The 25730-nt window shown below is 69.3% G+C and carries 16 protein-coding genes and 1 tRNA gene; 6 read left to right on the plus strand and 11 right to left on the minus strand.

The annotated features are described in order from the left end of the window. Positions 1 to 33: 33 nt before the first annotated feature. Positions 34 to 2643, minus strand: a complete 2610-nt coding sequence (locus tag ACE37J_RS02495) for a penicillin-binding protein 1A (protein WP_409706510.1) — start codon at positions 2641 to 2643, stop codon at positions 34 to 36. Between the two features lie 100 nt (positions 2644 to 2743). Then, positions 2744 to 3955: an N-acetylmuramoyl-L-alanine amidase gene (locus tag ACE37J_RS02500; protein WP_409706513.1), complete on the minus strand. Its 1212-nt coding sequence runs from the start codon at positions 3953 to 3955 to the stop codon at positions 2744 to 2746. A gap of 424 nt (positions 3956 to 4379) precedes the next feature. Here ACE37J_RS02500 and ACE37J_RS02505 point away from each other — a divergent pair, with 424 nt between their 5' ends. Further along, on the plus strand, positions 4380 to 7040 hold the full coding sequence (locus ACE37J_RS02505; RefSeq protein ID WP_409706516.1) for a ribonuclease E/G: 2661 nt from the start codon (positions 4380 to 4382) through the stop codon (positions 7038 to 7040). Positions 7041 to 7484: 444 nt separating this feature from the next. Here ACE37J_RS02505 and ACE37J_RS02510 read toward each other — a convergent pair whose 3' ends face one another. The 3 genes from ACE37J_RS02510 to ACE37J_RS02520 form a co-directional block, all read right to left on the minus strand. Further along, positions 7485 to 9470, minus strand: coding sequence for a hydantoinase/oxoprolinase N-terminal domain-containing protein (locus ACE37J_RS02510; RefSeq protein WP_409706519.1), 1986 nt, complete (start codon positions 9468 to 9470; stop codon positions 7485 to 7487). Between the two features lie 170 nt (positions 9471 to 9640). Beyond that, positions 9641 to 11644 carry a phenylacetic acid degradation bifunctional protein PaaZ gene (paaZ, locus tag ACE37J_RS02515; protein WP_409706522.1) on the minus strand — a complete coding sequence of 668 codons (2004 nt, stop codon included), beginning with the start codon at positions 11642 to 11644 and terminating at the stop codon, positions 9641 to 9643. A gap of 11 nt (positions 11645 to 11655) precedes the next feature. After that, on the minus strand, positions 11656 to 12870 hold the full coding sequence (locus ACE37J_RS02520; protein ID WP_409706525.1) for a cytochrome P450: 1215 nt from the start codon (positions 12868 to 12870) through the stop codon (positions 11656 to 11658). Positions 12871 to 12942: 72 nt separating this feature from the next. On the opposite strand from ACE37J_RS02520, the gene paaI reads away from it, so the two are divergent. Genes paaI through ACE37J_RS02540 form a run of 4 tightly spaced genes read left to right on the plus strand, consistent with a single transcriptional unit; the run spans position 12943 to position 16754 of the window. Then, entirely contained in the window at positions 12943 to 13389 is a 447-nt protein-coding gene (paaI, locus tag ACE37J_RS02525; RefSeq protein ID WP_409706528.1) for a hydroxyphenylacetyl-CoA thioesterase PaaI, read from the plus strand. Then, a complete protein-coding gene (pcaF, locus tag ACE37J_RS02530) occupies positions 13386 to 14588 on the plus strand; it encodes a 3-oxoadipyl-CoA thiolase (protein WP_409706531.1) in 1203 nt (400 codons plus the stop codon). Before paaI ends, pcaF begins: the two co-directional genes overlap by 4 nt. Before the next feature lie 7 nt (positions 14589 to 14595). Continuing rightward, entirely contained in the window at positions 14596 to 15903 is a 1308-nt protein-coding gene (paaK, locus tag ACE37J_RS02535; RefSeq protein WP_409706534.1) for a phenylacetate--CoA ligase PaaK, read from the plus strand. Continuing rightward, positions 15900 to 16754 (plus strand): PaaX family transcriptional regulator C-terminal domain-containing protein, encoded by an 855-nt coding sequence (locus tag ACE37J_RS02540; protein WP_409706537.1) that lies wholly within the window; start codon positions 15900 to 15902, stop codon positions 16752 to 16754. Before paaK ends, ACE37J_RS02540 begins: the two co-directional genes overlap by 4 nt. Here ACE37J_RS02540 and ACE37J_RS02545 read toward each other — a convergent pair. The 3 genes from ACE37J_RS02545 to ACE37J_RS02555 all read right to left on the minus strand — a co-directional run bounded on the left by ACE37J_RS02545 (position 16713) and on the right by ACE37J_RS02555 (position 18115). Continuing rightward, the gene (locus ACE37J_RS02545) at positions 16713 to 17723 is read right to left on the minus strand and encodes an NADP-dependent oxidoreductase (protein WP_409706540.1); all 1011 of its coding nucleotides are present in this window, start codon (positions 17721 to 17723) and stop codon (positions 16713 to 16715) included. The genes ACE37J_RS02540 and ACE37J_RS02545 overlap by 42 nt on opposite strands. A 132-nt stretch (positions 17724 to 17855) precedes the next feature. Further along, positions 17856 to 17981: a type B 50S ribosomal protein L36 gene (ykgO, locus tag ACE37J_RS02550; RefSeq protein ID WP_409706543.1), complete on the minus strand. Its 126-nt coding sequence runs from the start codon at positions 17979 to 17981 to the stop codon at positions 17856 to 17858. Positions 17982 to 18040: 59 nt separating this feature from the next. Next, positions 18041 to 18115, minus strand: a tRNA-Val gene (locus tag ACE37J_RS02555). Between the two features lie 133 nt (positions 18116 to 18248). Between ACE37J_RS02555 and ACE37J_RS02560 the strand changes: the two genes are divergently transcribed. Then, entirely contained in the window at positions 18249 to 19112 is an 864-nt protein-coding gene (locus ACE37J_RS02560; protein ID WP_409706546.1) for an N-formylglutamate amidohydrolase, read from the plus strand. Between the two features lie 295 nt (positions 19113 to 19407). Here the strand turns inward: ACE37J_RS02560 and ACE37J_RS02565 are convergent, their stop codons facing one another. From ACE37J_RS02565 to clpB, 3 genes are all read right to left on the minus strand, one after another. Then, on the minus strand, positions 19408 to 20670 hold the full coding sequence (locus ACE37J_RS02565; protein WP_409706549.1) for a DNA polymerase IV: 1263 nt from the start codon (positions 20668 to 20670) through the stop codon (positions 19408 to 19410). A 681-nt stretch (positions 20671 to 21351) separates the two neighbouring features. Then, a complete protein-coding gene (locus ACE37J_RS02570) occupies positions 21352 to 22206 on the minus strand; it encodes a hypothetical protein (protein WP_409706552.1) in 855 nt (284 codons plus the stop codon). 842 nt (positions 22207 to 23048) lie between these two features. After that, on the minus strand, positions 23049 to 25667 hold the full coding sequence (gene clpB, locus ACE37J_RS02575) for an ATP-dependent chaperone ClpB (protein ID WP_409706555.1): 2619 nt from the start codon (positions 25665 to 25667) through the stop codon (positions 23049 to 23051). Positions 25668 to 25730: the final 63 nt, after the last annotated feature.

The raw sequence follows: 25730 nt of genomic DNA on the forward strand, positions 1-25730 counted from the left end.
GTGGCGGCGAGAACAGGGACAAGCATCCCGGACTCAATAAAGCCCGCCGCTCTCCAGATCCCGGTCAAGGCTCCGCGGCGGGCGGGGGCGGGCGGGCTCCAGCGATGCGCCCGTCTCGGCCCCGGCCTCCGCCCCGATCTCGGCCGCGCCGGCCGCGTCCGTCTCCCCGTCGCCGATCAGCGCGGAGCCGATGTCGCCGCCGAGGCTCACCGGCAGGTCGCCGCTCCCGAAGAAGGCGGAGGTGACGTCGCCGACGATCGCGGCCGTCTGGTAGAGTTCGGGCGCCTGCCCCTCGCGGAACGCCTCGCGGATCAGGTTCCCGCCCGCGCCCTCCGGCAGGCGCTCGCCCGTATAGCGGTCCACCATCGCGAACTCGACGCCTTCGGGCACGTCGAATTCGCCCGCCGGGATGATCTTCAGCGCCTCCTCCATGAAGGCCTGGAAGACCGGCGCGCACATGCCGCCGCCGGTGCCGCCACGGCCCATCGGCTTCGGATTGTCGTAGCCGATGAAGCAGCCGGCGACGAGGTTTGGCGTGAAGCCGACGAACCAGGCGTCCTTCGCCTCGTTCGTCGTCCCCGTCTTGCCCGCGACGGGGACGCCGAGCGCGGAGAGCCGGCCCGCCGTGCCGCGGGAGGCGACGCCCTCCATCATCGAGACGAGCTGATAGGCGGTGATCCGGTCCATGATCCGGCGGGCGACGGGCTCGGGCCAGGGCTCCTCCGCCGTCGGCGCGGCGGCGGCGCAGGCGTCGCATTCGCGCTGGTCGTGGCGATAGACGGTGCTGCCGTAGCGGTCCTGCACCCGGTCCACCAGCGTCGGCTCGACGCGCCGCCCGCCATTGGCGAACATCCCGTAGGCCGCGACCATGCGCCAGAGCGTCGTCTCCCCCGCGCCGAGCGCGAAGGAGAGATGGGCGGGCATGTCGTCATAGACGCCGAAGCGCTCGGCATAATCCGCCACCGTCTCCATCCCGACATCCTGAGCCAGCCGCACCGTCATCAGGTTGCGGGACATCTCCAGCCCGAGGCGGAGCGGCGAGGGGCCGTAGAACTTGTTCGAGTAATTCTTCGGCTTCCAGTCGCCCCCGGCGAACTCCACCACCACCGGCGCGTCGAGCACGATGGTCGCCGGCGAATAGCCGTTGTCGAGCGCGGCGGCGAAGACGAAGGGCTTGAAGCTGGAGCCGGGCTGCCGCATCGCCTGCGTCGCCCGGTTGAAGACGGAATGTTCGTAGGAGAACCCGCCCTGGAGCGCGAGGACGCGGCCGGTATGCGGATCCATCGCCATGAAGGCGCCCTGGATTTCCGGAACCTGCCGGAGCGACCAGCGCTCAAGGCTCCCGTCCTCCTTCCGGAGGTCCGTCACGAGGATGACGTCCCCTTCGGCGAGCAGGTCCCCCGGCCCTTTCGGCGCGGCGCCGGTCGAGCCGTCCTCGCGCTGCGGGCGGGCCCAGCGCATGTCCTCGAAGGGGATGAAGTGGCCGTCCGAATCCTCCTCCACCCCGTCGATGCCGACGCGGGCGCTCCGCTGGCCGACAGCGAGGACGACCGCCTTGCGCCAGCCCTCGATATCGCCCGGCGCCGGCGCGGCGGCGAGCGCGTCGCGCCATCCCGCCTCGTCCTCCGCCGAGACGCCTTCGAGCCGGGCGAGCGGGCCGCGCCAGACGCCCTTCTCCCGGTCCCAGCTTTCGAGCTTGCCGCGAAGCGCGCGCGCGGCGGCCGCCTGCAGCCGCTCGTCGATCGTTGCGCGGACGGTGAGGCCCCCGCCGAAAAGCTCGTCCCGGCCCAGCTGGTCCGAGAGCTGGCGGCGGATCTCGTCCGTGAAATAGGTGTAGTTGGGGATCGGCGGCAGCCGGCTCTCGATCTCCCCGGCCACCACGGTCTCCAGCGGCGCGGCCTTCGCCGCCTCCGCCTCGGCCCGGGTGACATGGCCGTTCTGCGCCATCTCCTCCAGCACATAGTTCCGCCGGCCGACCGCCGCCTCGCGCTGGCGGACCGGGTGGAGCGAGGAGGGCGCCTTCGGCAGCGCCGCGAGATAGGCGGCCTCGGCCAGCGAAAGCTCCTCCGGCGTCTTGCCGAAATAGCGCCGGGCGGCGGCGGTGACGCCATAGGCGTTCTGCCCGAGGAAGATCTCGTTGAGGTAGAGTTCGAGGATCTGGTCCTTCGTCAGCGCGCTCTCGATCCGGGAGGAGAGGATGAATTCCTTGATCTTGCGCTCGACATCGCCCTCCGAGGCGAGGAGGAAGTTCTTGATCACCTGCTGCGTGATGGTCGAGGCGCCGCGCAGCCGGTCGCCGGACTGGATGCGGCTGATATTGTCCACCGCCGCCTTGACGACGCCGAGCCCGTCCACCCCGGCATGGGTGTAGAAGTTCTTGTCCTCCGCGGAGATGAAGGCGTTCTTCACCAGCGGAGGGATCTCGTCGATCGGCGTGAAGATGCGCCGCTCCTCGGCGAATTCGGCGATGACCTCGCCCGCCCCGGAATAGACGCGGGTGAGCGTCGCCGGCCGGTAATCCGCCAGTTCGGCGTAATCCGGCAGGTCGCGGTCATAGATCCAGAGGACAGCGCCCACGGTGGCGACGCCGGCGATGGCGGCGATGGAGCCGGCGCTGAAGAGGAAAGCGAGAAAGCGGATCATTCGGCCCCGTTTTGGCGGTTCGCGCCGCAATACGGCGAGTCTCGCGGGACTATACACCGGCGGACGCGGCGATTTGAGGGCCGGATGCGGTTTTTTTGGCTCAATCGGGCGGCTGCGCCGCGCGCCAGGCGTCGAATTCCGCGCCCTCCTCCGTCCGCGCCCAGGCGGCGAGCCCCTCCGCCAGCGCCGTGACGGCGGCCATGCGGCCCTCTTCGGAGAGGAGGCGCGCCCGGTCCTCCGCGCTCGACATGAAGCCGAGCTCGACGAGCGCGGAGGGCACGTCCGGCGCGCGGAGGACGCGGAACCCGGCCGATTGCAGCGCCCGCCCCTCGAGCACCGGCGCCGCCGCTTCAAGCGCGGAGACAAGTTCGGAAGCCATGCGGCGGGAGCGCGCGTCCGTCCGCCGGCGGGAGAGGTCGAGCAGCGCCTTCGCCACGTCGGATTCGACGGCGGCGACCGCGGCGCCGGCCAGCGTCTCGCCCCGCTCGTGCCCCTCGGCGAGCGCCGCCGCCTCCTCCGAGGAGGCGATCTCCGAGAGGGTGAAGACGGAGGCGCCGGCGGCCTCCCCCGTCGCCAGCGCGTCCGCATGGAGGGAAAGGAGCGCATGGGCGCCGGCTGCGCGGGTCCGTTCCACCCGCTCCCGGAGGCCGACATAATCGTCCCCCGTCCGGGTCAGCGCGGCGCGGAAGCCGGGGCGGCGGGCGAGTTCCGCGGCGAGGGCGCGGGCATAGTCGAGCGTCAGGTCCTTCTCCGCCAGGCCGCGGGCGAGCGCGCCCGGATCGGCGCCGCCATGCCCCGGGTCGATCATGACGAGGAGCGGCCCGTCACCCTCCGCCGCCGGGGGCGGGGCGGGGGCCGGCGCCGGGGCCGTCGCCGGGCGCGCCGCCTCTGGCCAGCCGGCGAGGGCGGCGAAGGCGGCGGCGTCGCTCGGCCCGAGTTCGAGCGAGACGCGCCCGCCCGCCCCGTCCGGTTCGGTATGGGCGCGGAGGATGCGGGCCGGGCGGCGAAGGTCGACGACGACCCGCGCGCCCCCCGCGCGCGCGCCGAACCGGAGGCCGCCGACAAGGCGGAGGCCCGTCGCCGAAGGCGGCGCGGCGCCCGACCAGTCCGTCTCCGGCAGGTCGAGCACGATGCGCGGCGGATCGTCCAGCGTGAAGAGGCGGAAGGGCGGGCGCGCCGAAAGGCCGATCTCGACCCGCTCCGCCGCCCCGTCGGACCGCAGCTCCGCGCCCCGGAAGGCGAGCGGCTCCGCGGCGGCGGCCGCTCCGGAAAGCGCCGCGAAAATCCCGAATCCCAGCAAGAACCGCCGCAACCGCCCGCCTCCTTCGCCCCGTTTCCGGGCGTTCGGGCGAGGATAGCACGGTCGCCGCGCCCGGCGAAAATCCCTTTGGACTTTCGCGGGACGCGACTCTATTGTCGCCGGGAGGGCCTTTCGGTGCGCGGCTCGCGCCCCCGGCCGGCCCTCGCCCCGCTGAATTTCAGCCGGGGGCCGGCGGAGCCAGGCGATCGACGCCCGGGCGCGCAGCCCCCTTCGGCGCATCCTGCGCCGCCCGAAAACGCCGCGGTTCAAACCGCGACATGGTTGTAGACATGACGAGACCGACAACCGGAACGAGAACGACCGCAGGACCCGAAACGGCGTCCCCCGGCGAGGTTCCGCCCGTTCGGCTCGGCTTAAAAGGAAAGACGGCGCCGCCGGGCGCATCCGCGCGCCGCGCGCCGCCGCGCAAGGTTCAATGGCGAAGAAGATGCTTATCGACGCCACGCATCCGGAGGAAACCCGGGTCGTGGTCATGGACGGAACGAGGGTTGACGATTTCGACTTCGAATCGATCAACAAGCGGCAGCTAGCCGGCAACATCTATCTCGCGAAGGTGACGCGCGTGGAGCCCTCGCTCCAGGCGGCCTTCGTGGAATATGGCGGCAACCGGCACGGCTTCCTCGCCTTCTCGGAAATCCACCCCGACTATTACCAGATCCCGGTCGCCGACCGGGAGGCGCTGGTCGCCGCCGAGGCCGCGGCCCAGGCGGATGACGATGCGGAGGCCGAGGAGCGGGCGGACGGCTCGCGCGGCAAGTCCCGCTCCCGCCGCTCGCCCCGCAGCCGCTCCCGCCGCAAGCCGGGCGAGGGCGCCGAGGCCGGCGCGAGCGAAGCGGGCGCCGCTGACGAGACCGCCGACCCGCGGGACGACGCCGAGGACCCGCGCGGCCCCGAACCCGAGGCCGCGCCCGAGGCCGGCCCGGACGACGAGATCGCGGAGGACGCCGGCTCCGATTCCGGCGAGAGCGTGACCGAGCTTCGCCGCGCCGACGAGGGCGATTCCCGCGACGAGGTGGAATCGGTCGGCGCCGAGTCTGTCGAGGACGAGGTGCGCCCGCGCCGGATGCCGACCCGCCGCTACAAGATCCAGGAAGTGGTGAAGGTCCGGCAGATCATGCTGGTCCAGGTCGTGAAGGAGGAGCGGGGCAACAAGGGCGCCGCGCTCACCACCTATCTCTCCCTCGCCGGCCGCTATTGCGTGCTGATGCCGAACACGGCGCGGGGCGGCGGGATCAGCCGCAAGATCACCCAGGCCGCGGACCGGCAGAAACTGAAGGAAATCGCGGGCGAGCTCGAAGTGCCGAAGGGCATGGGCCTCATCGTCCGCACCGCGGGCGCGAAGCGCACCAAGACGGAGATCCGGCGGGATTACGAATTCCTCCTCCGGCAATGGGACCAGGTCCGCGAGCTGACGCTGAAATCCATCGCGCCCGCGCTGATCTATGAGGAGGGGAGCCTCATCAAGCGCTCGATCCGCGACCTCTACGGGCGCGAGATCGACACCATCGTCGTCGACGGCGAGGAGGCCTATCGCGAGGCCAAGGACTACATGAAGATGCTGATGCCGAGCCACGCGAAGAACGTGCAGCTGCATCGGGAGACGACGCCGCTCTTCGTCAAGCACCAGGTGGAGAGCCATCTCTCCGCCATGTTCAACCCGACGGTGCAGCTGAAATCCGGCGGCTACATCGTCATCGGGGTGACGGAGGCGCTCGTCGCCATCGACGTGAACTCCGGCCGCTCGACCCGCGAGCACTCGATCGAGGAAACCGCGCTCAAGACCAATCTCGAGGCGGCGGACGAGATCGCGCGGCAGCTCCGGCTCCGCGACCTTGCGGGCCTCATCGTCATCGACTTCATCGACATGGACGAGGGGCGGAACAACCGCGCCGTCGAGAAGCGGATCAAGGACCGTCTGAAGGACGACCGCGCACGGATCCAGATCGGCCGGATCAGCGCCTTCGGCCTGATGGAGATGTCGCGCCAGCGGCTCCGCCCCGGCATGATCGAGGCGACGACGGCTCCCTGCCCGCATTGCCACGGCACCGGCATCGTCCGCTCGGCGGACAATGTGGCCCTCGCCATCCTCCGCGAGGTGGAGGAAGAGGGCGTGCGCGCCCGCTCCCGCGAGGTGCGGGTAGCGGCGCCGGTGGCCATCGCCAACTTCCTCGTGAACCAGAAGCGCGCCCATGTCGCCGCGATCGAGGCGCGCTACGGGCTCGACCTCTTGATCGAGGCCGATCCCTCGCTCGTCAGCCCGGACTACAAGATCGAGAAGATCAAGGGCGCGGTGAAGCCGCGGCCCGAGGCCGCGCCCCGCGTCTCCGCCGAAAGCGCCTGGGAGGCGCCGGACGAGGACGAGGAGATCGAGGACGAGGAGGAGGCCGCCGCGGCGCCTGAGCGCGCCGGCTCCCCGAAGGCCGAGGAGCGCCGCGAGGGCGGCGAGAGCAGCGAGAGCAAGCGCCGCCGGCGCGGCAAGCGCGGCGGCCGCAAGCGGCGGAAGGGCGACGGCGACGACCGGCGCGAGACCGGCGGAGAGACGGGCGACGAGGCGGGCGGCGAGGCGGCCGAAGCCGAAGCGCCCGCGGCCGGCGCGCTCGCGGAGCCGATCGACGTGACGGATGGCGAGGCCGAGGCCGATCTCGTCGTGCCGACGCCGGACGAGAGCGCGCAGAAGCCGAAGCGCGCCCGCCCCACGCCGAAGCCCCGCGCCCCGAAGAAGGCGCCCGCGGAAGCCGCGCCCGCCGAGGCGGCGGAGCCCGAACCCGTCGTCGAGGCGGCGGAAGCGCCGGCGGAGGCGGTCGCGGAAGAGCCCGCGCCGAAGCCGAAGCCGAAGCCCCGCTCCCGCGCGAAGAAGCCGAAGGCCGAAGCCGCGGCGGAGAGCCCGGCGCCCGAAGCCGCGGCGGAGCCTGCGGCGGCGGCGGCGGAGCCCGAACCTGCGAAGGCGGCCGAGCCCGAAGCGCAGCCTGAACCCGGCCCCGCTGCGGCGGCGGCGGAGCCCTCGCCGGAAGCCGAGGCTCCCGCCCCGGTCCCCGACGAGCCGGCGAAGCCGAAGCGTCGGGGCTGGTGGTCCTGACCTGACTGGGGAGCGCGCCGCGTCGTCGGCGCGCTCCCGCCGCCTGTCCCGCCGCGCTCCGGGGCGGAGCCCGGCGGGCTCGACCGGAGAACGCTTCCGGACGCCAGCCTGCAACACGAATCTGGCGCGGTTCTTCGCGCCGACCGCCTGAATAGAGACTAGGATCGGTTCGCGGCGAAAGGCGCCCTCACGGGTCCGGCCGGACGGAGGCGCTGCGTTTCCCCCGCGTCCCCTGGCCCGGGCGTCCAGCCCGGGCCGCGGCCTCCCTCCCGCCAGGGAGGCCGCATCGCGACGGCTCAAGACGTGCAATCGTCCGAGGCCGTGACGACATAAACCGCAAGGATCAGTCCGCCCGAAGCGCCCTCCCGAGGGAGGACGCGCCCCTCCCCGCATCGCTCGGGCGCAGGCCGGCCTCTTCGTCGCGCCGCCCGGACCGGCCCCGCCCTAGAACCGCGGCCTGCCGCTCGCCAGCGCCACCGCCCGCGCCTCGGCCAGCATCTCCCGCGCCTCGACCGTCGCGCGCTTCTCCTCCCAGCGGAGCGCCACTTCCGGCGCCTCCGCCCCGGCTGCGAGCGCGGCTTCCAGCGCCGCCGCCCGCGCCATCGCCTCCGCCGCCGCCCGCGCGGCGTCGAGCGTCGCGAAGCGGCGGGGGCCTTCCGGCGTCATCAGGTCGAACATGTCGCCGTCGGGCGAGAGGATCAGCGCCTCCGCCCGCGCCTCGACCCGCCCGGCGACGGCGCCGACAGCGTTCGCCACATCCGCATGATCGGGGATCGCCGCCTCCGCCCCGGCGAGGCGCGCGACCTCCGGGTAATAGACCGGGGCGGAGGCGCCGAGGCCGATGAGCGGGATGGTGAGGGTCAGCCGCGGCCGCGCGAAACCCTCCCGCCCGTTCAGCGCGGCGGCGCCGAGCGGGGAGGCGGCGAGCCCCTCCGCCTCCATCCCGTCCTCCGCCAGCGCCGCCTCAAGCGCGAGCTCCGCCGAGCGGCGCGTCAGCGCATCGACGACCATGCGGGAAAGCGCGGCGCCGTTCGCGGCGACAGGCCTGCCGTCATTGCCCTTCCGCCGGGAGAAGAGCGCGGCGGCCATCTCCGCCGCCGCCCCGTCCCACCCCGCATGGAGGCCGAGAACATGCGCCGCGTCCGAGGGGGTGAAGGCGACGCGGCGGAGGAAGCCCTCGGCGACGAGCCGTTCGAGGGCGGCCCGCGCCTTCGGCCCGCCCTTCAGCGCGTCAATCGCCGCGCCTTCGCCGACCGCAGCGAGCAGCGCCGCCTCCTCCGCCGGGAGCGCGTCCCGCCCCGCCGCGCGGGCGCCGGGGGCGAGGAACACGCCGTCCCCGGCCTCGTGCCGCGGCCGTGCGAGCTGGCGCGCCAGCGCCTCCCGCGCCTCCGGCCGGGTCTTCGCGAAAAGCGAAACGGGCACGGCGCGGCGCGGGCCGAGGCGGAGCCGCGCGGCGAAGCCCGCATCGTCGAGCGAGACCTCGCTGTCCCCGCCGAGCCCGTGGGTGCGCATCGCCGCCGCCTCGACCATCGTGCGCCAGGGGCCGACCTTTGCGCCCTCCGGGTCGATCCGGGGCCGGCCGCCGACGATGGCGGCGATGTCCGTCGTCGTGCCGCCGATGTCGGAGACGAGCGCGCGGGAAAGCCCGGTGAGCTTCGCCGCGCCGACGAGGCTCGCCGCCGGGCCGGAGAGGATCGTCTCGATCGGGCGGGCGCGGGCGATGGCGGCGCCCATGAGCGCGCCGTCCCCCTTCACGACCATCAGCGGCGCGGCGATGCCCCGCGCGGCGAGCAGACCTTCGGCGGCGCGGATCAGCCGGTCGATCATCCCGACGAGCCGGGCGTTCAGCAGCGTCGTCAGCGCCCGGCGCGGCCCGCCGAGCTTGGCGGAAAGTTCATGCGAGGCGGTGACGGGCAGGCCCGTCTCCTCCCGCGCGATCTCCCGCGCCCTGTTTTCATGCGCCGGATTCCGCACCGCGAAGACGGAGGCGATTGCGACGGCGGAGACATGCGGCGCCGCTTCGCGGAGCCCCGCGCGGAGCGCCGCCTCGTCGAGCGGCGCGGCCTCCCCCCCGTCGCTCCGGTGCCCGCCCGCGACGAGGAGGGAAGGCTCCCGCCCCAGCGCCTCGCCGAGCCCGGCGCGGGCGAGGTCGCCCGAGGAAAAGCCGATGAGGACGAGCGCCGCCGGGTCCCCGTGCCCCTCCACCAGCGCGTTCGTCGCGAGCGTGGTGGAGAGCGAGACGAGCGAGACCGCCGAGGGCGGGACTTGCGCCGCACGGAGCGCCGCGTCCATCGCGGCGCCGATGCCGGCGGCGAGGTCCCGATGCGTCGTCAGAGCCTTCGCCTTGCCGAGCACGCGGCCCGCCGCCTCGTCCCAGATCACGGCGTCGGTATAGGTGCCGCCCGTGTCCACGCCCAGAAGGATCGCCATCGAAGCCCCGGAAAGATCGCCCGCGCCGATTTGCTTCGCGCGCCGCGCCGCCGCAAGGCGCCGCGATCATGTTTCAGAGTCGATCACGGGTTTTTTCATTGTGAATCAATGCCCCGAGGGTGATTTCCATGGAAATCTCCGAAAATCGGCCCCGGAAGGGCCTCCCGAGCCTAGTGGGCGACCATGGTCAGGAGCTCGTATTCCGCCACCTGCTCGCCCGCCGCGTTGACGATCCGCACCTCCCAGGCGACCTCTCCATAGGTCTCGTTCCGCCGCGTCTTCCGCTTCACGGTCAGGTGGGCGGCGATCTCCTCCCCCGGGCTCACCGGCTTCTGGAAGCTCAGCCCGTTGAGCCCGGTATTCGCCAGAACCGGCCCCGGATCGGGGTGGACGAAGAGCCCGGCGGCGAAGGAGAGGAGGAGGTAGCCATGCGCCACCCGGCCCGGAAAGAACGGGTTCGCCTTCGCCGCCGCCTCGTCCATATGGGCGTAGAACGTATCGCCGGTGAAATGGGCGAAATGCTCGATATCCTCCAGCGTGACGGTGCGGGAGGGGGTGAGGATCGTCTCCCCGATCTCCAGCTCCCCGAAGCGGCGGGTGAAGGGATGGGCCGGCGCCGCTTTGCCCGGCGCGCCCGCCACATGAGTCCCCGTGATGGCGGAGAGAAGCCGCGGCGAGCCCTGAACCGCCGTCCGCTGCATGTAATGCAGGACGCCGCGCACGCCGCCCAGCTCCTCCCCGCCCCCCGCGCGCCCCGGGCCGCCATGAATCATCAGCGGAACCGGCGCGCCATGCCCCGTCGCCTCCTTCCCCGCGTCCCTGTCCGCGAAATAGAGCCGCCCGTGCCAGGCGGCGGCCTCCGCGACCATCGAAGCGGCGAAGCCCGCGTCATGGGTGAAGACGGAGGCGACGAGCGCCCCGCCGCCCCGGTTCGCGATCTCCGCCGCCTCCTCGGCGCCTTCGTATGGCATGAGCGTGGCGACCGGGCCGAAGGCCTCCACCTCGTGCGGGGCTTTCGCGCGAAGCGGGTCGTCGCAGCGGAATAGGATCGGGGCGAGGAAGGCGCCCGCCTCCAGCGCGGCGGGCGTCTCGCCCCGCCACACGGTCTCGCATTCCGCCCCGATGGACGCCGCCGCCGCCGCCACGTCCGCCTTCTGCCCGAGCCCGGCGAGCGCGCCGAGCCGCGTCGCCTCGTCCCGCGGGTCGCCCATCTTCGCCGCCGCGAGCCGTTCGGAGAGCGCCGCGCCGAAGGCGTCCAGATGCGGGCGGGGGAGGAGGATGCGGCGGATCGCGGTGCATTTCTGCCCCGCCTTCACCGTGATCTCCCGCGCCGCCTCGCGCAGCGCCATCTCCCATTCCGGGGCGCCCGGCGCAGCGTCCGGCCCGAGGATCGCGGCGTTCAGGCTGTCCTGCTCCGCATGGAAGCGGACGGCGTTCTTCAGGAGGCTGGGGTTCGCCTTCAGCCGCGCCGCCGTCGCCGCCGAGCCGGTGAAGCTCACCGCGTCCTGCGGGCCGAGCCGGTCCAGCAGGTCGCCCACGGGTCCGCAGATCAGCTGCGCCGCGCCCTCCGGCAGGGCGCCCGACTCCACGATCATGCGGAAGCAGGCATGGGTCAGGTAGCTCGTCTCCGTCGCCGGCTTCACGATGACCGGCACGCCCGCCAGCATAGTCTGCGCCAGCTTCTCCAGCATCCCCCAGACCGGGAAGTTGAAGGCGTTGATCGCCACCGCGACGCCCCGGAGCGGGACGGCGACATGCATCCCCTTGAAGGCGCCGGAGCGGGAGAGGCTATCGACCGGGCCGTCGATGAAGATCTTCCCGTCCGGCAGGCCCTTCCTCCCCTGGCTGGCGTAGGAGAAGAGCGTGCCGATCCCGCCCTCGATATCCACCGCGCCGTCGCCCCGCGTCGCCCCGGTGGCGAATGAGAGGGCGTAAAGCTCCTCCTTCCGCTCGTTCAGCGCCGTCGCCAGCGCTTTCAGCATCCGCGCCCGGTCATGGAATCCGACGGCGCGAAGCGCGGGGCCGCCTACGCGGCGCGCATGATCGGCCATCGCCTCCACATCGGGCGGCGTCGTCCCGCATTCGGCGACGAGCGCGCCCGTCGCCGCATCGTGGAGAGGGCGCGCGGCTTCCGGCTTCACCCATTCGCCGGCGGCGTAGCTGGTGAGGAGCATGACGGGTCCTTTCAGGCGAGGCGGGCGGGGAGGCTGGCGAAGCCGCGGAAGCGGATGCGCCCGCCCCGCTTCGCGCCCGGAAGCAGGCGATAATCCGGAAAGCGTTCGAGGAAGCGGCCGATGGCGATGCGCCCCTCCATCCGCGCCAGCGTGAAGCCGACACAGGTATGCGGCCCGCCGCCGAAGCCGAGATGGCGGTTCGGGCTCCGGCCCACATCGAACCGCTCCGGATCGGGAAACTGCCGCGGGTCGCGGTTCGCGGCGGCGATGCAGAGATGGATGCGCGTGCCGGAGGCGAGCCGCTCTCCGTGAAATTCGGCCTCTCCTGTCGTGATCCGGTTGCCGAGCTGGTTGGAGGACTGGAGGCGCAGCACCTCCTCGACCATCGGGGCGAGGAGCGCCGGGGTCTCACGAAGGCGGCGCGCTTCGTCGGGATGCTCATGCAGGAGTTGCAGCGCGTTGCCTATCAGGTTCGTCGTCGTCTCATGCCCGGCGTTGAGGATGAAGACGCAATTCTGGAGCAGCTCCTCCTCGCTCAGCGCCTCGCCCCGCTCACCCGCCATGAGCCGGGTCAGCACGTCCGTCTCAGGGTCCCCCGGCCGTGCGCGGCGACTTGCGGCGAGATCGCGTAGGTAGGCGGTGAAGGCGGTTACGGCTTCGTGGCCCCGCGCCTCCTGCTCGGGGGTCAGCACGGGCTCCAGCGCGCCGAGGATGGCGAGGGACCAGTCGCGAAGCGGGCCGCGTTCCTCGTGGGGCATGGCGAAGAGATTGCCTATCACCTCGATGGGGATCGCGGCGGCGAAATCCTCGATCAGGTCCGCCTCGCCTTTTGCCGCCAGACCGTCCAGCAGCCGGTCCACCAGCACGACGAGCGCCGGCTCCATCGCGGCGACGGCGCGGGGCGTCATCGCGCCGACCATGATGCGGCGGACGCGGGTGTGGAGCGGCGGGTCGTTGAAGACGAGCGAGGTGGTGTGATGGCGGAAGAGCGGCGTAGCCTCCCCGTATTTCTCGCCGAATTCCCGCTTCTTGTCCGAGGAGAAGAGCCCCGCGTCGCGATAGACCCGGTCCAGATCGGCCCAGCGGCTGAGCATCACGGAACCATCCGCAAAGCGCTTCAGCGGCGCATGCTCGCGCAGGGCGGCATAGACGGGGAAAGGGTCCTCCGCGAAGCCCGGCGGCGGGTTCTGAATGTCGAACGTGGCCGCCAGCGCCGCCGCTTCCATCCCGTCCTCCCGCCGCTATGCTCGGCGCGCGAAGCCGTTGAGTCGGCTCCCTTCACATGTTACGAAATCTGCATGGACGCCGGCCAGATTGCAACATATAGCGCCCGCGCGATGTGGGCGCGGGACGACGCCTCAAAATGGCTCGGGCTGACGCTTGACGAGGTCGCGCCGGGCTATGCGCGCATGTCGTTGACGGTCGCCAAGCATCACACGCAGGGGCACGACATGTGCCATGGCGGCTATATCTTCACGCTGGCGGACAGCGCTTTCGCCTTCGCCTGCAATTCGTACAACGAGATCACGGTCGCCCAGCACAACACGATCAGCTTCCTCGCCTCCGCCTGGGAGGGGGACGTGCTGACCGCGGAGGCGCGCGAGGTCTTCCGCCGCGGCCGCTCCGGCCTCTACGACGTGCGGGTGACGAACCAGAAGGGCGAGGCGGTGGCGGAAATGCGCGGCGCCTCGCGAACAATCAAGGGGCGGCATTTCGACCCCGACAAACCGGAGGAACGGACATGACCGAGGCTTTTATCTGCGCGGGGGTCCGCACGCCGATCGGCCGCTACGGCGGCGGGCTCTCCGCCGTCAGGCCCGACGACCTCGGCGCCCATGCGATCCGCGAGGTGATGGCGCGGGCGCCGGGCCTGCCGCCCGAGGCGGTGGACGATGTGATCTTCGGCGGCGCCAACCAGGCGGGGGAGGATAACCGCAACGTCGCGCGGATGTCCTCGCTCCTCGCGGGGCTCCCCGACACGGTTCCGGGCGCGACGGTCAACCGGCTCTGCGGCTCGGGGCTCAACGCGGTCGGCCTCGCCGCGCAGGCGATCCGTTCGGGGGAGGCGGAAGTGATCCTCGCCGGGGGCGTCGAGAGCATGAGCAGGGCGCCCTATGTGCAGTCGAAGCCCGTTTCTGCCTTCGACCGGGGCGTGGAGCTCCATGACACGACCATCGGCTGGCGCTTCGTCAACCCGGCGATGAAGGCGCGCTACGGCGTCGATTCGATGCCGGAGACGGCGGAGAACGTCGCCGAGGAATGGCAGATCAGCCGCGAGGCGCAGGACGGTTTCGCGCTCCGCTCGCAGGAGCGGGCCATTGCTGCGCGGGAGCGGGGGCGCTTCGCGCTGGAGATCGCGCCCGTCTCGATCCCGCAGCGGAAGGGCGAGCCGATCCTCGTCGAGCATGACGAGCATCCGCGGGCGACGACGATGGAGGCGCTCGGGCGGCTTCCGACGCCGTTCCGGAAGGGCGGCACCGTGACGGCGGGCAACGCCTCCGGCGTCAATGACGGCGCGGCGGCGCTGATTGTGGCGAGCGGCGCCGCGGCGGCGAGATACGGGCTGACGCCCATCGCGCGGATCACGGGGATGGCGGTGGCGGGCGTCCCGCCGCGGATCATGGGCATCGGACCGGCGCCGGCCTCGCGCAAGCTGATGGAGCGGCTCGGCCTCTCCATCGGCGATATCGACGTTATCGAGCTGAACGAGGCCTTCGCGGCGCAGGGACTTGCGGTGATGCGCGAGCTCGGGCTCGCGGACGATGCGGACCATGTGAACCCGAACGGCGGCGCCATCGCGCTCGGCCATCCGCTCGGAATGTCGGGCGCGCGGCTGGCGCTGACGGCGGCGATGGAGCTGAAGGAGCGGGGGGCGAAGCGGGCGCTCTGCACCATGTGCATCGGCGTCGGGCAGGGCATCGCGTTGATGCTGGAAGCGGCGTGACCGGGTGATGCGGGACCTCACGCCCCCCCGTTCATCCCTCGACCCCATCGAGATCGCGAGCCGGGACGAGATCGCCTCGCTGCAGCTTGACCGGCTGAAATGGACGCTCCGCCACGCTTACGAGAACGTGCCGTTCCATCGGGCGCGGTTCGTGGCGGCGGGGGTTCATCCGGACGATCTGAAAAGCCTCGCGGACCTCGCGAAATTCCCGTTCACGCAGAAATCGGACCTGCGCGACCATTACCCGTTCGGGCTCTTCGCCGTGCCGCGCGAGAAGATCGCGCGCATCCACGCCTCGTCGGGGACGACGGGGCGGCCGACCGTCGTCGGCTACACCGCGAAGGACATCGAGACCTGGGCCGGGCTCGTCGCCCGCTCCATGCGCGCTTCGGGCGTCAGGCCCGGCGATGTCGTCCATGTCGCCTATGGCTACGGGCTCTTCACCGGCGGGCTCGGCGCGCATTACGGGGCGGAGAAGCTGGGCTGCACCGTCGTGCCGGTCTCGGGCGGGATGACCGAGCGGCAGGTGCGGCTGATCGAGGATTTCGGCGCCTCCGCGATCATGGTCACGCCGTCCTACATGCTCTCTATTCTCGACGAATACCGCGCCGCCGGGCTCGACCCGCGGGAGAGCCCGCTTCAGGTCGGCATCTTCGGAGCGGAGCCCTGGACGAACGCGATGCGGTCGGAGATCGAAGAGGCCTTCGACATGCATGCGGTCGATATCTACGGCCTTTCCGAGGTGATGGGCCCCGGCGTCGCCAACGAATGCGTCGAGACGAAGGACGGGCTGACGCTCTGGGAAGATCATTTCTATCCCGAGATCATCGACCCCGTGACGGGCGCGCCCCTGCCCGATGGCGAGATGGGCGAGCTGGTCTTCACCACGCTGACGAAGGAGGGGATGCCGATCATCCGCTACCGGACGCGGGATCTCACGCGCCTCCTCCCCGGCACGGCCCGCTCCATGCGGCGGATGGAGAAGATCACCGGGCGGACAGACGACATGATGATCCTGCGCGGCGTCAACGTCTTCCCCACGCAGATCGAGGAGCAGCTGCTGAAGGTGCGGAGCCTCGCCCCGCATTTCCAGATCGAGCTGACGCGGGAGGGGCGGCTCGACGAGATGACGGTCGTCGTCGAGGCCGCGCCGGGCCATGAAGCGGAGGAATGGCGCATCAGGTCCGCCTCCGACCTCGCGCACAGGGTCAAGGAGGCGGTGGGCGTCTCGGTGAAGGTCACGGTCGTCTCCCCCGGCGCCGCGCCCCGGAGCCAGGGCAAGGCGGCGCGAGTGGTGGACAAGCGGCCGAAGTGAGCGACCCGCTCGCCGCGCCGCTCGCCCGGCTCCAAGCGGAGGGGCGGCTTCGCGTCTGGTCGCTCGCCGTCACGATCTTCGGGGATGCGGCGGCGCCGCGGGGCGGCGCGCTCTCGATGGCGGACCTGACGCGGCTCCTTGCCCGGCTCGGCGCGGAGCCCGGCGCGGTGCGCACCGCGATGTCCCGCCTCGCGCGGGACGGATGGGTGGAGCGGCGGCGGGCGGGGCGGCGGAGCTATTACCGTCTCGCCCAGCGCGGGCTGGAGGAGAGCCTGGCCGCCGCGCCGCGCATCTACGCCGCCGAGCCGCCGGAATGGGACGGGCGCTGGACGGTCGTCTTTGCGGTCGATGGCGAGGCGCCCGCGGGCTTCCGCCGGATCGCGCCCGGCGCCTGGATCGCGCCGGGGGACGCGCCTTGCGATGCGCCCGGCGTCTTTGCGATCCGCGGCGGGAGGGGCGCGCCGCCGGACTGGGCGCGCGCCGCGCTCTCCCCCCCGCCGCTCGCCGAGCGCTACGCCGCGCTCGAAGCCGCCTGGGAGGGCTTCGCTCCGCCCGAAGAGCCGGAGGCGGCGATGGCGGCGCGGACGCTTCTCATTCACGACTGGCGGCGGACGCTGTTGCGGGATGCGCCCCTGCCGCGGGCGCTCCGGCCGGCAGGCTGGCCCGGCGCCGCGGCGCGGGCGCTTGTCGCCCGGCTCTATCACGCGCTTCTGCCCGCCTCCGAGGTGTGGCTCGACGGCTGCGAGGCGGCGCCGGGCGCGCAGCCGCCGCCCGCCGGCCCCGCGCTCCTCGCCCGGTTTGGCGGGCCTTCAGTCCACCCGGATCAGGAGCTTTCCCCGATTCGCCCCTGAATAGAGCATCGCGATGGAGCCCGCCGCCGCCGCCGCGCCTTCGAGGATGTGCTCCTCATGGGCGAGCCGCCCCTCCCGCACCCAGCCGGCGAGGGCGGAGAGCGCCTCCGGATAGCGCTCCCGATAGTCGAAAATCACGAAGCCCTGCATCCGCGCCCGGGCGACGAGAAGCTGGCGGTGAATGCGGGGGCCGAGGGGGATCGGGCTCCAGTCCGTCAGCGCCGCGGTGCCGCAGATCGCGATGCGGGCGCCTTTCGCCAGCCGGGTCATCACGAGGTCGCTGATCGGACCGCAGGTATTGTCGAAATAGCAGTCGATGCCCTCCGGCGTCTCCGCCGCGAAGGCCTCCGCGAAATCCGCGGCGCGGTAGTCGAGCGCGATGTCGAAGCCGAACCGCTCCCGGCAGAGCGCGGCCTTTTCCGGGCCGCCCGCGATCCCGACCGTGCGGGAGCCCCGGATTTTCGCGATCTGGCCGACGGCGGAGCCGACGGAGCCGGCGGCGGTCGAGACGACGACCGTCTCCCCCGCCTTCGGTGCGCAGACGTCGAGAAGCCCGAAATAGGCCGTCAGTCCGTTCAGGCCGAGAACGCCGAGCGCGAGGGAAGGCGAAAGGTCCATCTCCGTCACCTTCCGCTCCACATCCGACCCGTCGCTGATCGCATAGCGCCGCCAGCCGAACATGCCTGTCACGATCTCCCCCTCCCGATAGTCGGGATGGAGGCTGGCGACGACCTCGCCGACCGAGAAGGCGCGCATCGGCGCCCCTATGGCGACGGGCGGCAGGTAGTTCGGCGCGTCGTTCGCCCAGCCCCGCATCGCGGGATCGACCGACCAGAACAGGGCGCGGATCAGGATCTGGCCCACGCCGGGCGCCGGCGCATCGTCTTCCACGATGGCGAAATGCTCGGGCTGCGGTACGCCCTTCGGCCGCGCTGCGAGGACGACGCTGCGGTTTTCGAGACGGTTCATCGGATGCGCTCCCCCTTTTCGATGGAAGATGATGAACCGGCCCGCACTCGATGCTCAAAGAGAAACCCCGCGGCGCCGTAGCGTCGCGGGGTTTCTTTTCGTCGCCCCGCTCCGGGGAGCGGGTGAGCGGCCTCAGCCCTGGCGGGCCTTGAAGCGGCGCTGGACCTTGTTGATCACATAGACCCGCCCCTTGCGGCGGACGACGCGGCAGGCGCCGTGGCGGCTCTTCAGCGAGCGCAGCGAGTTCTTGATCTTCATGGTCGTCTCCCGGCGCGGGGCGCCCTCTAGCGTTGTCGTCCCCGGCGCGGCGGACCTGATGGTGGGCGTAACTGGGATTGAACCAGTGACCCCTTCGATGTCAACGAAGTGCTCTCCCGCTGAGCTATACGCCCATGAGCCTCCGCGCCCGGTCGCGGGATAAAGCATGGGGGGCGTGCGCCCGTCAAGGCCGCGCGCACGCGAAATTCAGGGCTTCCTGAGCGGCGCGCATTGCCAAGCGGGGGCGGGCGCTCCATCTTCGCCGCCATGTCCGGCCCGGCCCCCTATACGCTGACGGAACCGCGGGAGGCGACCTCCGCCGTCGTCTTCTCTTCGCCTCATAGCGGGCGCATCTATCCGGAGGATCTGATCGCCCGGGCGCGGCTGGACCGGCGCGCGCTCCGCGCCTCCGAAGACGCCTTCGTGGACCGGCTCTTCGCCTCCGCGCCTGACTGGGGCGCGCCGCTGATCGCGGCGACGATGCCGCGCGCCTATGTCGACCTCAACCGCGGGCCGGAGGAACTCGACCCCGCCGTGGTGCGGGACGTGCAGGCGACCGGGCTCAACCCGCGCGTCGCCGCCGGGCTCGGCGTCATCCCCCGGATCGTGGCGGAGGGGCGGCCGATCTATCGCGGCAAGATCGCGCTGGAGGAGGCGCGGGCGCGCATCGCCGCCTGGCACACGCCCTATCACCAGAAGCTCGAGGCGCTGATGACGGAGGCGGCGGGGCGGTTCGGCCACGCGCTCCTGCTCGATTGCCATTCGATGCCGACTGACGCGCTCCGCGCCGCGCCGCGGGTGCGGGGCGGGCGGGCCGAGATCGTGCTGGGGGACCGGTTCGGCGCCTCCGCCGCGCGCCCCTTCATGCTGGAGGCGGCGGCGGCCTTCGAGGGCGCGGGCTTCGCCGTCGCCATGAACGCGCCCTTCGCCGGCGGGCACATCACGCAGCGCTATGGTCGTCCGGCGCAGGGGTGGCACGCGATCCAGATCGAGATCGACCGCGGGCTCTATCTCGATCAGGAACGTGTGGAGCCCGGCCCGGGCTTCGACGCCTTCCACGCGACGCTCGCGCGCGTCATCCCGCTCCTCGCCGGCATGGGCCGGGCGCCGCGGGCGCTCGCCGCCGAATAACCCCCTTCATCGCAGCCGTCCGACGCGGGGCGAAAAAAAACGGGCCGCCGAAGCGGCCCGCAGTAAAGGGAGGAAACGCCCGACTAAGGGCTACGGCCTAAACCGTGATCTGAAATTAGGTGTGCGCCGCAGCATTGGCAAGCCTTCGTTTCGCGCCGCGCGAAGGCCATCACAGTTTTCAGGTGTGAAGAAATTATAAGGCATTGAAAAATATACGATTAATCTTTTCTTCACGGACAAAAAATTTTCGCACGTGCGAATGAAGCGCGAAGGCGTGCGCGCTGCGCCGCACAATTCAGCGCCAGCCACGGCCCTTGATGATCGCTTCCGCGCCATAGCGCGCGCGAATCCCGTCCGCCGCTCGTTCGGCCTTTGCGCGCTGGGCGGCGGCGGGGTCGAGGAGGTCGGGCGAATCGGCGGGGCGTTCGGCGGCGAGGTCGGAGAGGCCGAGGCCGATGAGGCGGAACGGGGCGGAGGGGAGGGCGAGGGGGAGGAGGTCCCGCGCGGCGCGGAAGAGCGCGTCGGCGAGGTCGGTGGGGGCGGAGAGGGCTTTCTGCCTCGTGATGGTGCGGAAGGCGGGGGTTTTCGCCTTCAGCGTCACGCGGCGGCCGGTCAGCGCCTTGGCCTTCGCGCGGTCGGAGACGCGGAGGGCGAGACGCCAGAGATGGGCCTCCAGCGCCTCCCGCTCCGCGATGTCGGCGTCGAAGGTGGTTTCGGCGGAGATGGACTTCATCGGGGAATCGGGGGTGACGGCGCGCGCATCCTCCCCCCGCGCCAGGCGGGCGAGGCGGAGGCCCATGGCGCCGAAGCGGGCGGCGAGCTCGGCCTCCGGGCGGCGGCGGAGATCGGCGACGGTGCGCAGCCCCTCCGCTTCCAGCTTCGCGCGGAGGCTGGCGCCGACGCCCCAGAGGGAGGAGACGGGGCGGGGGGCGAGGAAGGCCGGCGTCTCCTCCCGCCCGATGACGGAGAAGCCGCGGGGCTTGTCGAGGTCGGAGGCGGTTTTCGCCAGGAACTTGTTGTGGGAGAGGCCGGCGGAGGCGGTGACGCCGACCTCCCGCTCGATCCGCTCCAGCAGGCGGGCGAGGGAGAGGGCGGGCGGCGCGCCGTGGAGCCGCTCCGTCCCGCGCAGGTCCAGAAAGGCCTCGTCGAGCGAGAGGGGCTCCACCAGCGGGGTCAACGCCTCCATAAGGGACCGGACGGCGCGGGAAGTCTCGACATAGGCGGCCATCCGGGGCTTCACCACCACCGCCTCGGGGCAGAGGGCGAGGGCCTTGAACATCGGCATGGCGGAGCGGACGCCGCGGATGCGGGCGATGTAGCAGCAGGTGGAGACGACCCCGCGCCGCCCCCCGCCGACGATGAGGGGGAGATCGGCCAGCGAGGGATCATCCCGCTTCTCCACCGCCGCATAGAAGGCGTCGCAATCGACATGGGCGACGCCAAGGGAGAAGAGCTCCGGATGGGCGGCCAGCCTCGGCGAGCGGCAGGCGGGGCAGCGCCCGGAGGATGGCGCGGCGCCCTCGAATCGGGCCAGGCAATCTCGGCAGAAGGCGGGCATGGCGCGAGGGTAGCAGGGGCGGCGGGGCGGGGGGAGGGGCGTGTGCTCACAGTGAGCAGGGGGGGTTAAATGATTGGTTTATATACGTAAAATGAAACAGAGTCAAAAAAGTGATGAGGTCAATGCTATCCTGCGACGCCAACGCGTATGAAAGAGTTTAGCATTAATACGAATTCTTGTGAGCCACAAAGTATCCGCAATTTCGAAATCTTTCACACGAAGCTATACTGATCCGTTGGACGCAGCTTCAATTTCTGCTATAGAGTGAGTCAGTCACAGTACAGGAAAATGGACGAAAGATGATCAGATTGTACGGAATGCGCGACACTGAAATCCTAGTAGCCGTTGGGCAAATCCTCTTCTTTCTTCGTCAATCGGACGCGCACTTTCCGAAGCCTGGGACTGAGATACACCTCGTTACTGGAACCATCTATGTGAAAATTACCCCTGAGGAATTGATAAAGAAGCTTGAAGAAAAGGTTTCGCTTATTTCTCTACTTACCTTTGATAATAGGCCTATTTGGGTAAATCGCGATCATATCCAGCAGGTCTCGTCAAAATCCCTTTTGGGTGGGCCAGGGACTGAGCTTCTAATCGGAGGTCGTTCACAGTATGTAATAAGCCAGTATGACAATGTATGCAGATTACTCGGTGACATAGTTTAGCCGTAATTTGATTTTCTCAATTTCTAAAGGCGTCCATAAGTTTTATGGCCTCATTCCCGAAATATATACAAGCCTCCGAAAAATTAACATTCTTTAGTCCAGAAACGCGCTCGCAATAGAATTCTCCAGAGTCTTCATTGGAGCTCGTATTCAAGTCCCAAAATTCACCGTGCATCGATGCTGTCCCAATGATTGGTCGTTGGCGCTCGTCGCGAGCTCGAATAATTCCAACTCTACTCTTGCTTCTACTGCTGATATAATTATTTGATGAATACATTATAAAAATACAATCGAATCCTTCTGCAAAGTCTATTGAGTACCATGAAGCATTGAATTTTAGAATGCCTTCTCGCTCACAATACCAGAAGTTCTTCGCGTGTTTAATCTTCAAGTCAGAGACCGTGAAATACCCTACCAAAAGGCGATGCTCTTTATTATCGTCAAATGGCTGACCGCTATGCCTTGCCAGCGTGTAAATCCAATGTCCCTCGCTGTGTAGATGCGCGACATGGTCTGGCGACTGTATTTCAAAGGGGGCTATCTCAGGGGTAATCGATCCTGCCATGCTGGAAAGATACTCGTATCGATCTCGATATTTTTTATGCGCTATATTCAATATAGAGGACCACTGATCATAATCATCGAAGTTTGCTCCAAATACACGTCTGATGTTTTCAATTGAATCAACGCTTCCATGTTTGTATCCTATTATGTTTCGAGTATTTTTTGCACCCACCCCAGATTCATCGAGCTCTATTTCTGTCCACCTTACGAAATCATTACCGTATCCTACACGCTTACATAGGTCTATTATTTGTGAAAGATCATACTTTCTGAAAACGTCGGGGATCCTGCATTTAGGTCTATTCATTTGGGTGCCTTTTTGCTTGGATATGGGATATAAACTGAGGTTCGATTGTCATGGACCCACTAGTTTTTCCCCATGATCACGAGTCAATTAAGCTGGTTCCGTAGCGAGTCGCATTGTTCCGAACTATCATAGCCGCTTCCGAACGTACCTTCTCAGAGACTGAGCATAGCGAATGGTTCCGGTGAGGCAAATCCAAAAGGGTATTTGCTGCCACCAATACCGAAGTCGACTCGCCGCTTCCCTTCCCATTCAGACTGAGATCATGAACGCTAAGGATGGTCTTGGTGCAAGCCAAGTACCCAGTCGACGGACTGTTCGCTTCGCCGGGCCCGGCTCAACATCAAGAAGGGAACAAATATGTTTGAGTTCGTAGCGAAACTGAAGATCCGGACGCTACAAATAATTGGCATTTTGATGTGCCACCGGGCGATCTATTCTGGGCTTGCGATCTGTCACGCCGCAGGCGGCTTGCTCACTGATAAGATCGAGTTGTACGCTCCGATGGCTGCGCTTTACATGGTACTCGCTCTTCGGCGGTGACTGATGTGATACGTGTCTTGAGGTCTATCGCTGGAAATGTGTCAAACAAGCAATAAGCTTCTGACACGATCCGACAGGAGCTTATCTTGTTGATGTACTCTATGCCGGCTTCGTTGTCGGAAAGCCAGAGCGGTTGCCGTTTCGACGATATTAGTCAAGATGGCAACCAATAGGGCCTGCTTTTTCGAGATGCTGCGTTTTGATTATAGGCCAGTAGTCCGACCAGACTGAAAATGCTCTGGTCTTGTCTAGTTAACAATTGCTCTTGAAGCGGCGATTGTCTCCTCGTGGTATGTCGCCCCTCAATGCACCGTCGCCCGCTCCTCCGGCTCCGCCCCCGGCAGGGGCCGGATGGCCCCGCCGATGACGAGGCCCTCCTCGCCGGCGGTGACCTCCACGCGCTCCCCGTCCTTCACGCCGCCGGAGAGGATCATCTCGGCCAGCGGGTCCTGCAGGGCCTTCTGGATCACGCGCTTGAGGGGGCGCGCGCCATAGACCGGGTCATAACCCTTGTCCCCGAGCCAGCGGCGGGCTGCGTCGTCGAGCGCAAGGCCGATCTTCCGCGCGGCGAGGCGGCGTTCGAGGAGGCCGAGCTGGATCTCCACGATCCCGGTCATGTCGGCGCGGCTCAGCCGGTCGAAGAGCACGATCTCGTCCAGCCGGTTCAGGAATTCCGGGCGGAAATGGGCGCGGACAGCGGCCATGACCGGGCCTTCGGCCTGCCGCGCCGAGGCGCCTTCGGGGAGGTTCGAGAGCGCGTCCGACCCGAGATTGGAGGTGAGGATCATCAGGGTGTTCCTGAAATCCACCGTCCTCCCCTGGCCGTCCGTCAGCCGCCCGTCATCCAGCGCCTGGAGGAGGACGTTGAAGACATCCGGGTGCGCCTTCTCCACCTCGTCGAAGAGGATGACCTGATAGGGCCGGCGGCGGACGGCCTCCGTCAGCACGCCGCCCTCGTCATAGCCGACATAGCCCGGAGGGGCGCCGATGAGGCGGGAGACGGCGTGCTTCTCCATGAATTCCGACATGTCGATGCGGACCATGGCGTGCTCGTCATCGAAGAGGAAGGCGGCGAGCGCCTTCGTCAGCTCCGTCTTGCCGACGCCGGTGGGGCCGAGGAAGAGGAAGGAGCCGATGGGGCGGTTCGGGTCCGAAAGCCCGGCCCGCGCGCGGCGCACGGCGTTGGAGACGGCGATGACGGCGGCCTGCTGGCCGACGACGCGGCGGCCGACCGCCTCCTCCATGCGCAGGAGCTTGTCCCGCTCGCCCTCCAGCATCTTGTCCACGGGCACGCCCGTCCAGCGGCTGACGACGGCGGCGACATGTTCGGGCGTCACCGCCTCCTCCACCATCACGTCGCTCGTGTCCTCCGCCGCGCCGAGTTTCGCCTCTAGCTCGGGGATGACGCCGTAGGCGAGTTCGCCCGCCTTCGCGAGGTCGCCCTGGCGCTTGGCGGTTTCGAGCTCGATGCGGGCGCGATCCAGCCGCTCCTGCAGGTCGCGGGAGCCGGCCAGCTTGTCCCGCTCCGTCTGCCAGCGGGCGGTCATCGCGGCGCTCTCCTCCTTGAGGGAGGCGAGTTCCTTCACGAGGGCGGCGAGGCGATCCTTCGAGGCTTCGTCGGTTTCCTTCTTCAGGGCCTCGGCCTCGATCTCCCGCTGCATGATCTCGCGGTCGAGCGCGTCGAGCTCCTCGGGCTTGGAGTCCACCTCCATGCGGAGGCGGGAGGCGGCCTCGTCCATCAGGTCGATCGCCTTGTCGGGCAGGAACCGGTCCGCAATGTAGCGCTGGGAGAGGGTCGCGGCGGCGACGAGGGCCGAGTCCGTGATGCGGACGCCGTGGTGGAGCTCGTATTTCTCCTTGAGGCCGCGGAGGATGGAGATCGCGTCCTCCACGCTCGGCTCGTTGACGAAGACGGGCTGGAAGCGGCGGGCGAGGGCGGCGTCCTTCTCCACGTGCTTCCTGTATTCGTCGAGCGTGGTGGCGCCGACGCAGTGAAGCTCCCCGCGCGCGAGGGCGGGCTTGAGGAGGTTGGAGGCGTCCATCGCCCCCTCCGCCTTGCCGGCGCCGACGAGGGTGTGCATCTCGTCGATGAAGAGGACGACCTCGCCGGCGGCGGCGGTGACCTCGGTGAGGATGCCCTTCAGCCGCTCCTCGAACTCGCCGCGGTATTTCGCGCCGGCGATGAGGGCGCCCATGTCGAGCGCCATGAGGCGCTTGTCCCTGAGGCTCTCCGGCACGTCGCCGTTGACGATGCGGAGGGCGAGGCCCTCGGCGATGGCGGTCTTGCCCACGCCGGGCTCGCCGATGAGGACGGGGTTGTTCTTCGTGCGGCGGGAGAGGACCTGGATGGTGCGGCGGATCTCCTCGTCCCGGCCGATCACGGGGTCGAGCTTGCCCTCGCGGGCGTCCTCCGTGAGGTCGCGGGCGTATTTCTTCAGGGCGTCGAAATTCGCCTCGGCGCCGGCGCTGTCCGCCGTCCTGCCCTTGCGGATGTCGTTGATCGCTGCGTTGAGGGATTGCGGGGTGACGCCGCCGGCCTCGAGCGCCTTCGCGGCCTCCGTGCCCTTCGCGAGGGCGAGGGCGGTGAGGATGCGCTCGGCCGGCACGTAGCTGTCCCCCGCCTTTTCGGCGAGTTTCTCCGCTTCGAGGAGGAGTTTGGCGGTCGACTGGTCGAGATAGGTCTGGCCGTCGCCGCCGCTTACCTTCGGGAGCTTCGCCACTGCGGCGTCCACCGCGGCGCGGGCGGCTGAGGCGTCCCCTCCGGCGCGGGCGATGAGGGCGGAGGCGGCGCCCTCCCTGTCGTCCAGCATCGCCTTCAGGAGGTGTTCGGGGAGGAAGCGCTGGTGCCCTTCGCGCATCGCGATGGTCTGCGCCGCCTGAACGAAACCGCGCGCGCGGTCGGTGAACTTCTCGAAGTTCATGTGCCCTCCTGGCCCGGATGCGGGACGCCCCGAAGGCGCGTCTCCTTGCCGGCTCTTGCGAAA

Source organism: Pikeienuella sp. (genome assembly GCF_046290545.1).
Taxonomy (GTDB): Bacteria; Pseudomonadota; Alphaproteobacteria; order Rhodobacterales; family Rhodobacteraceae; genus Pikeienuella.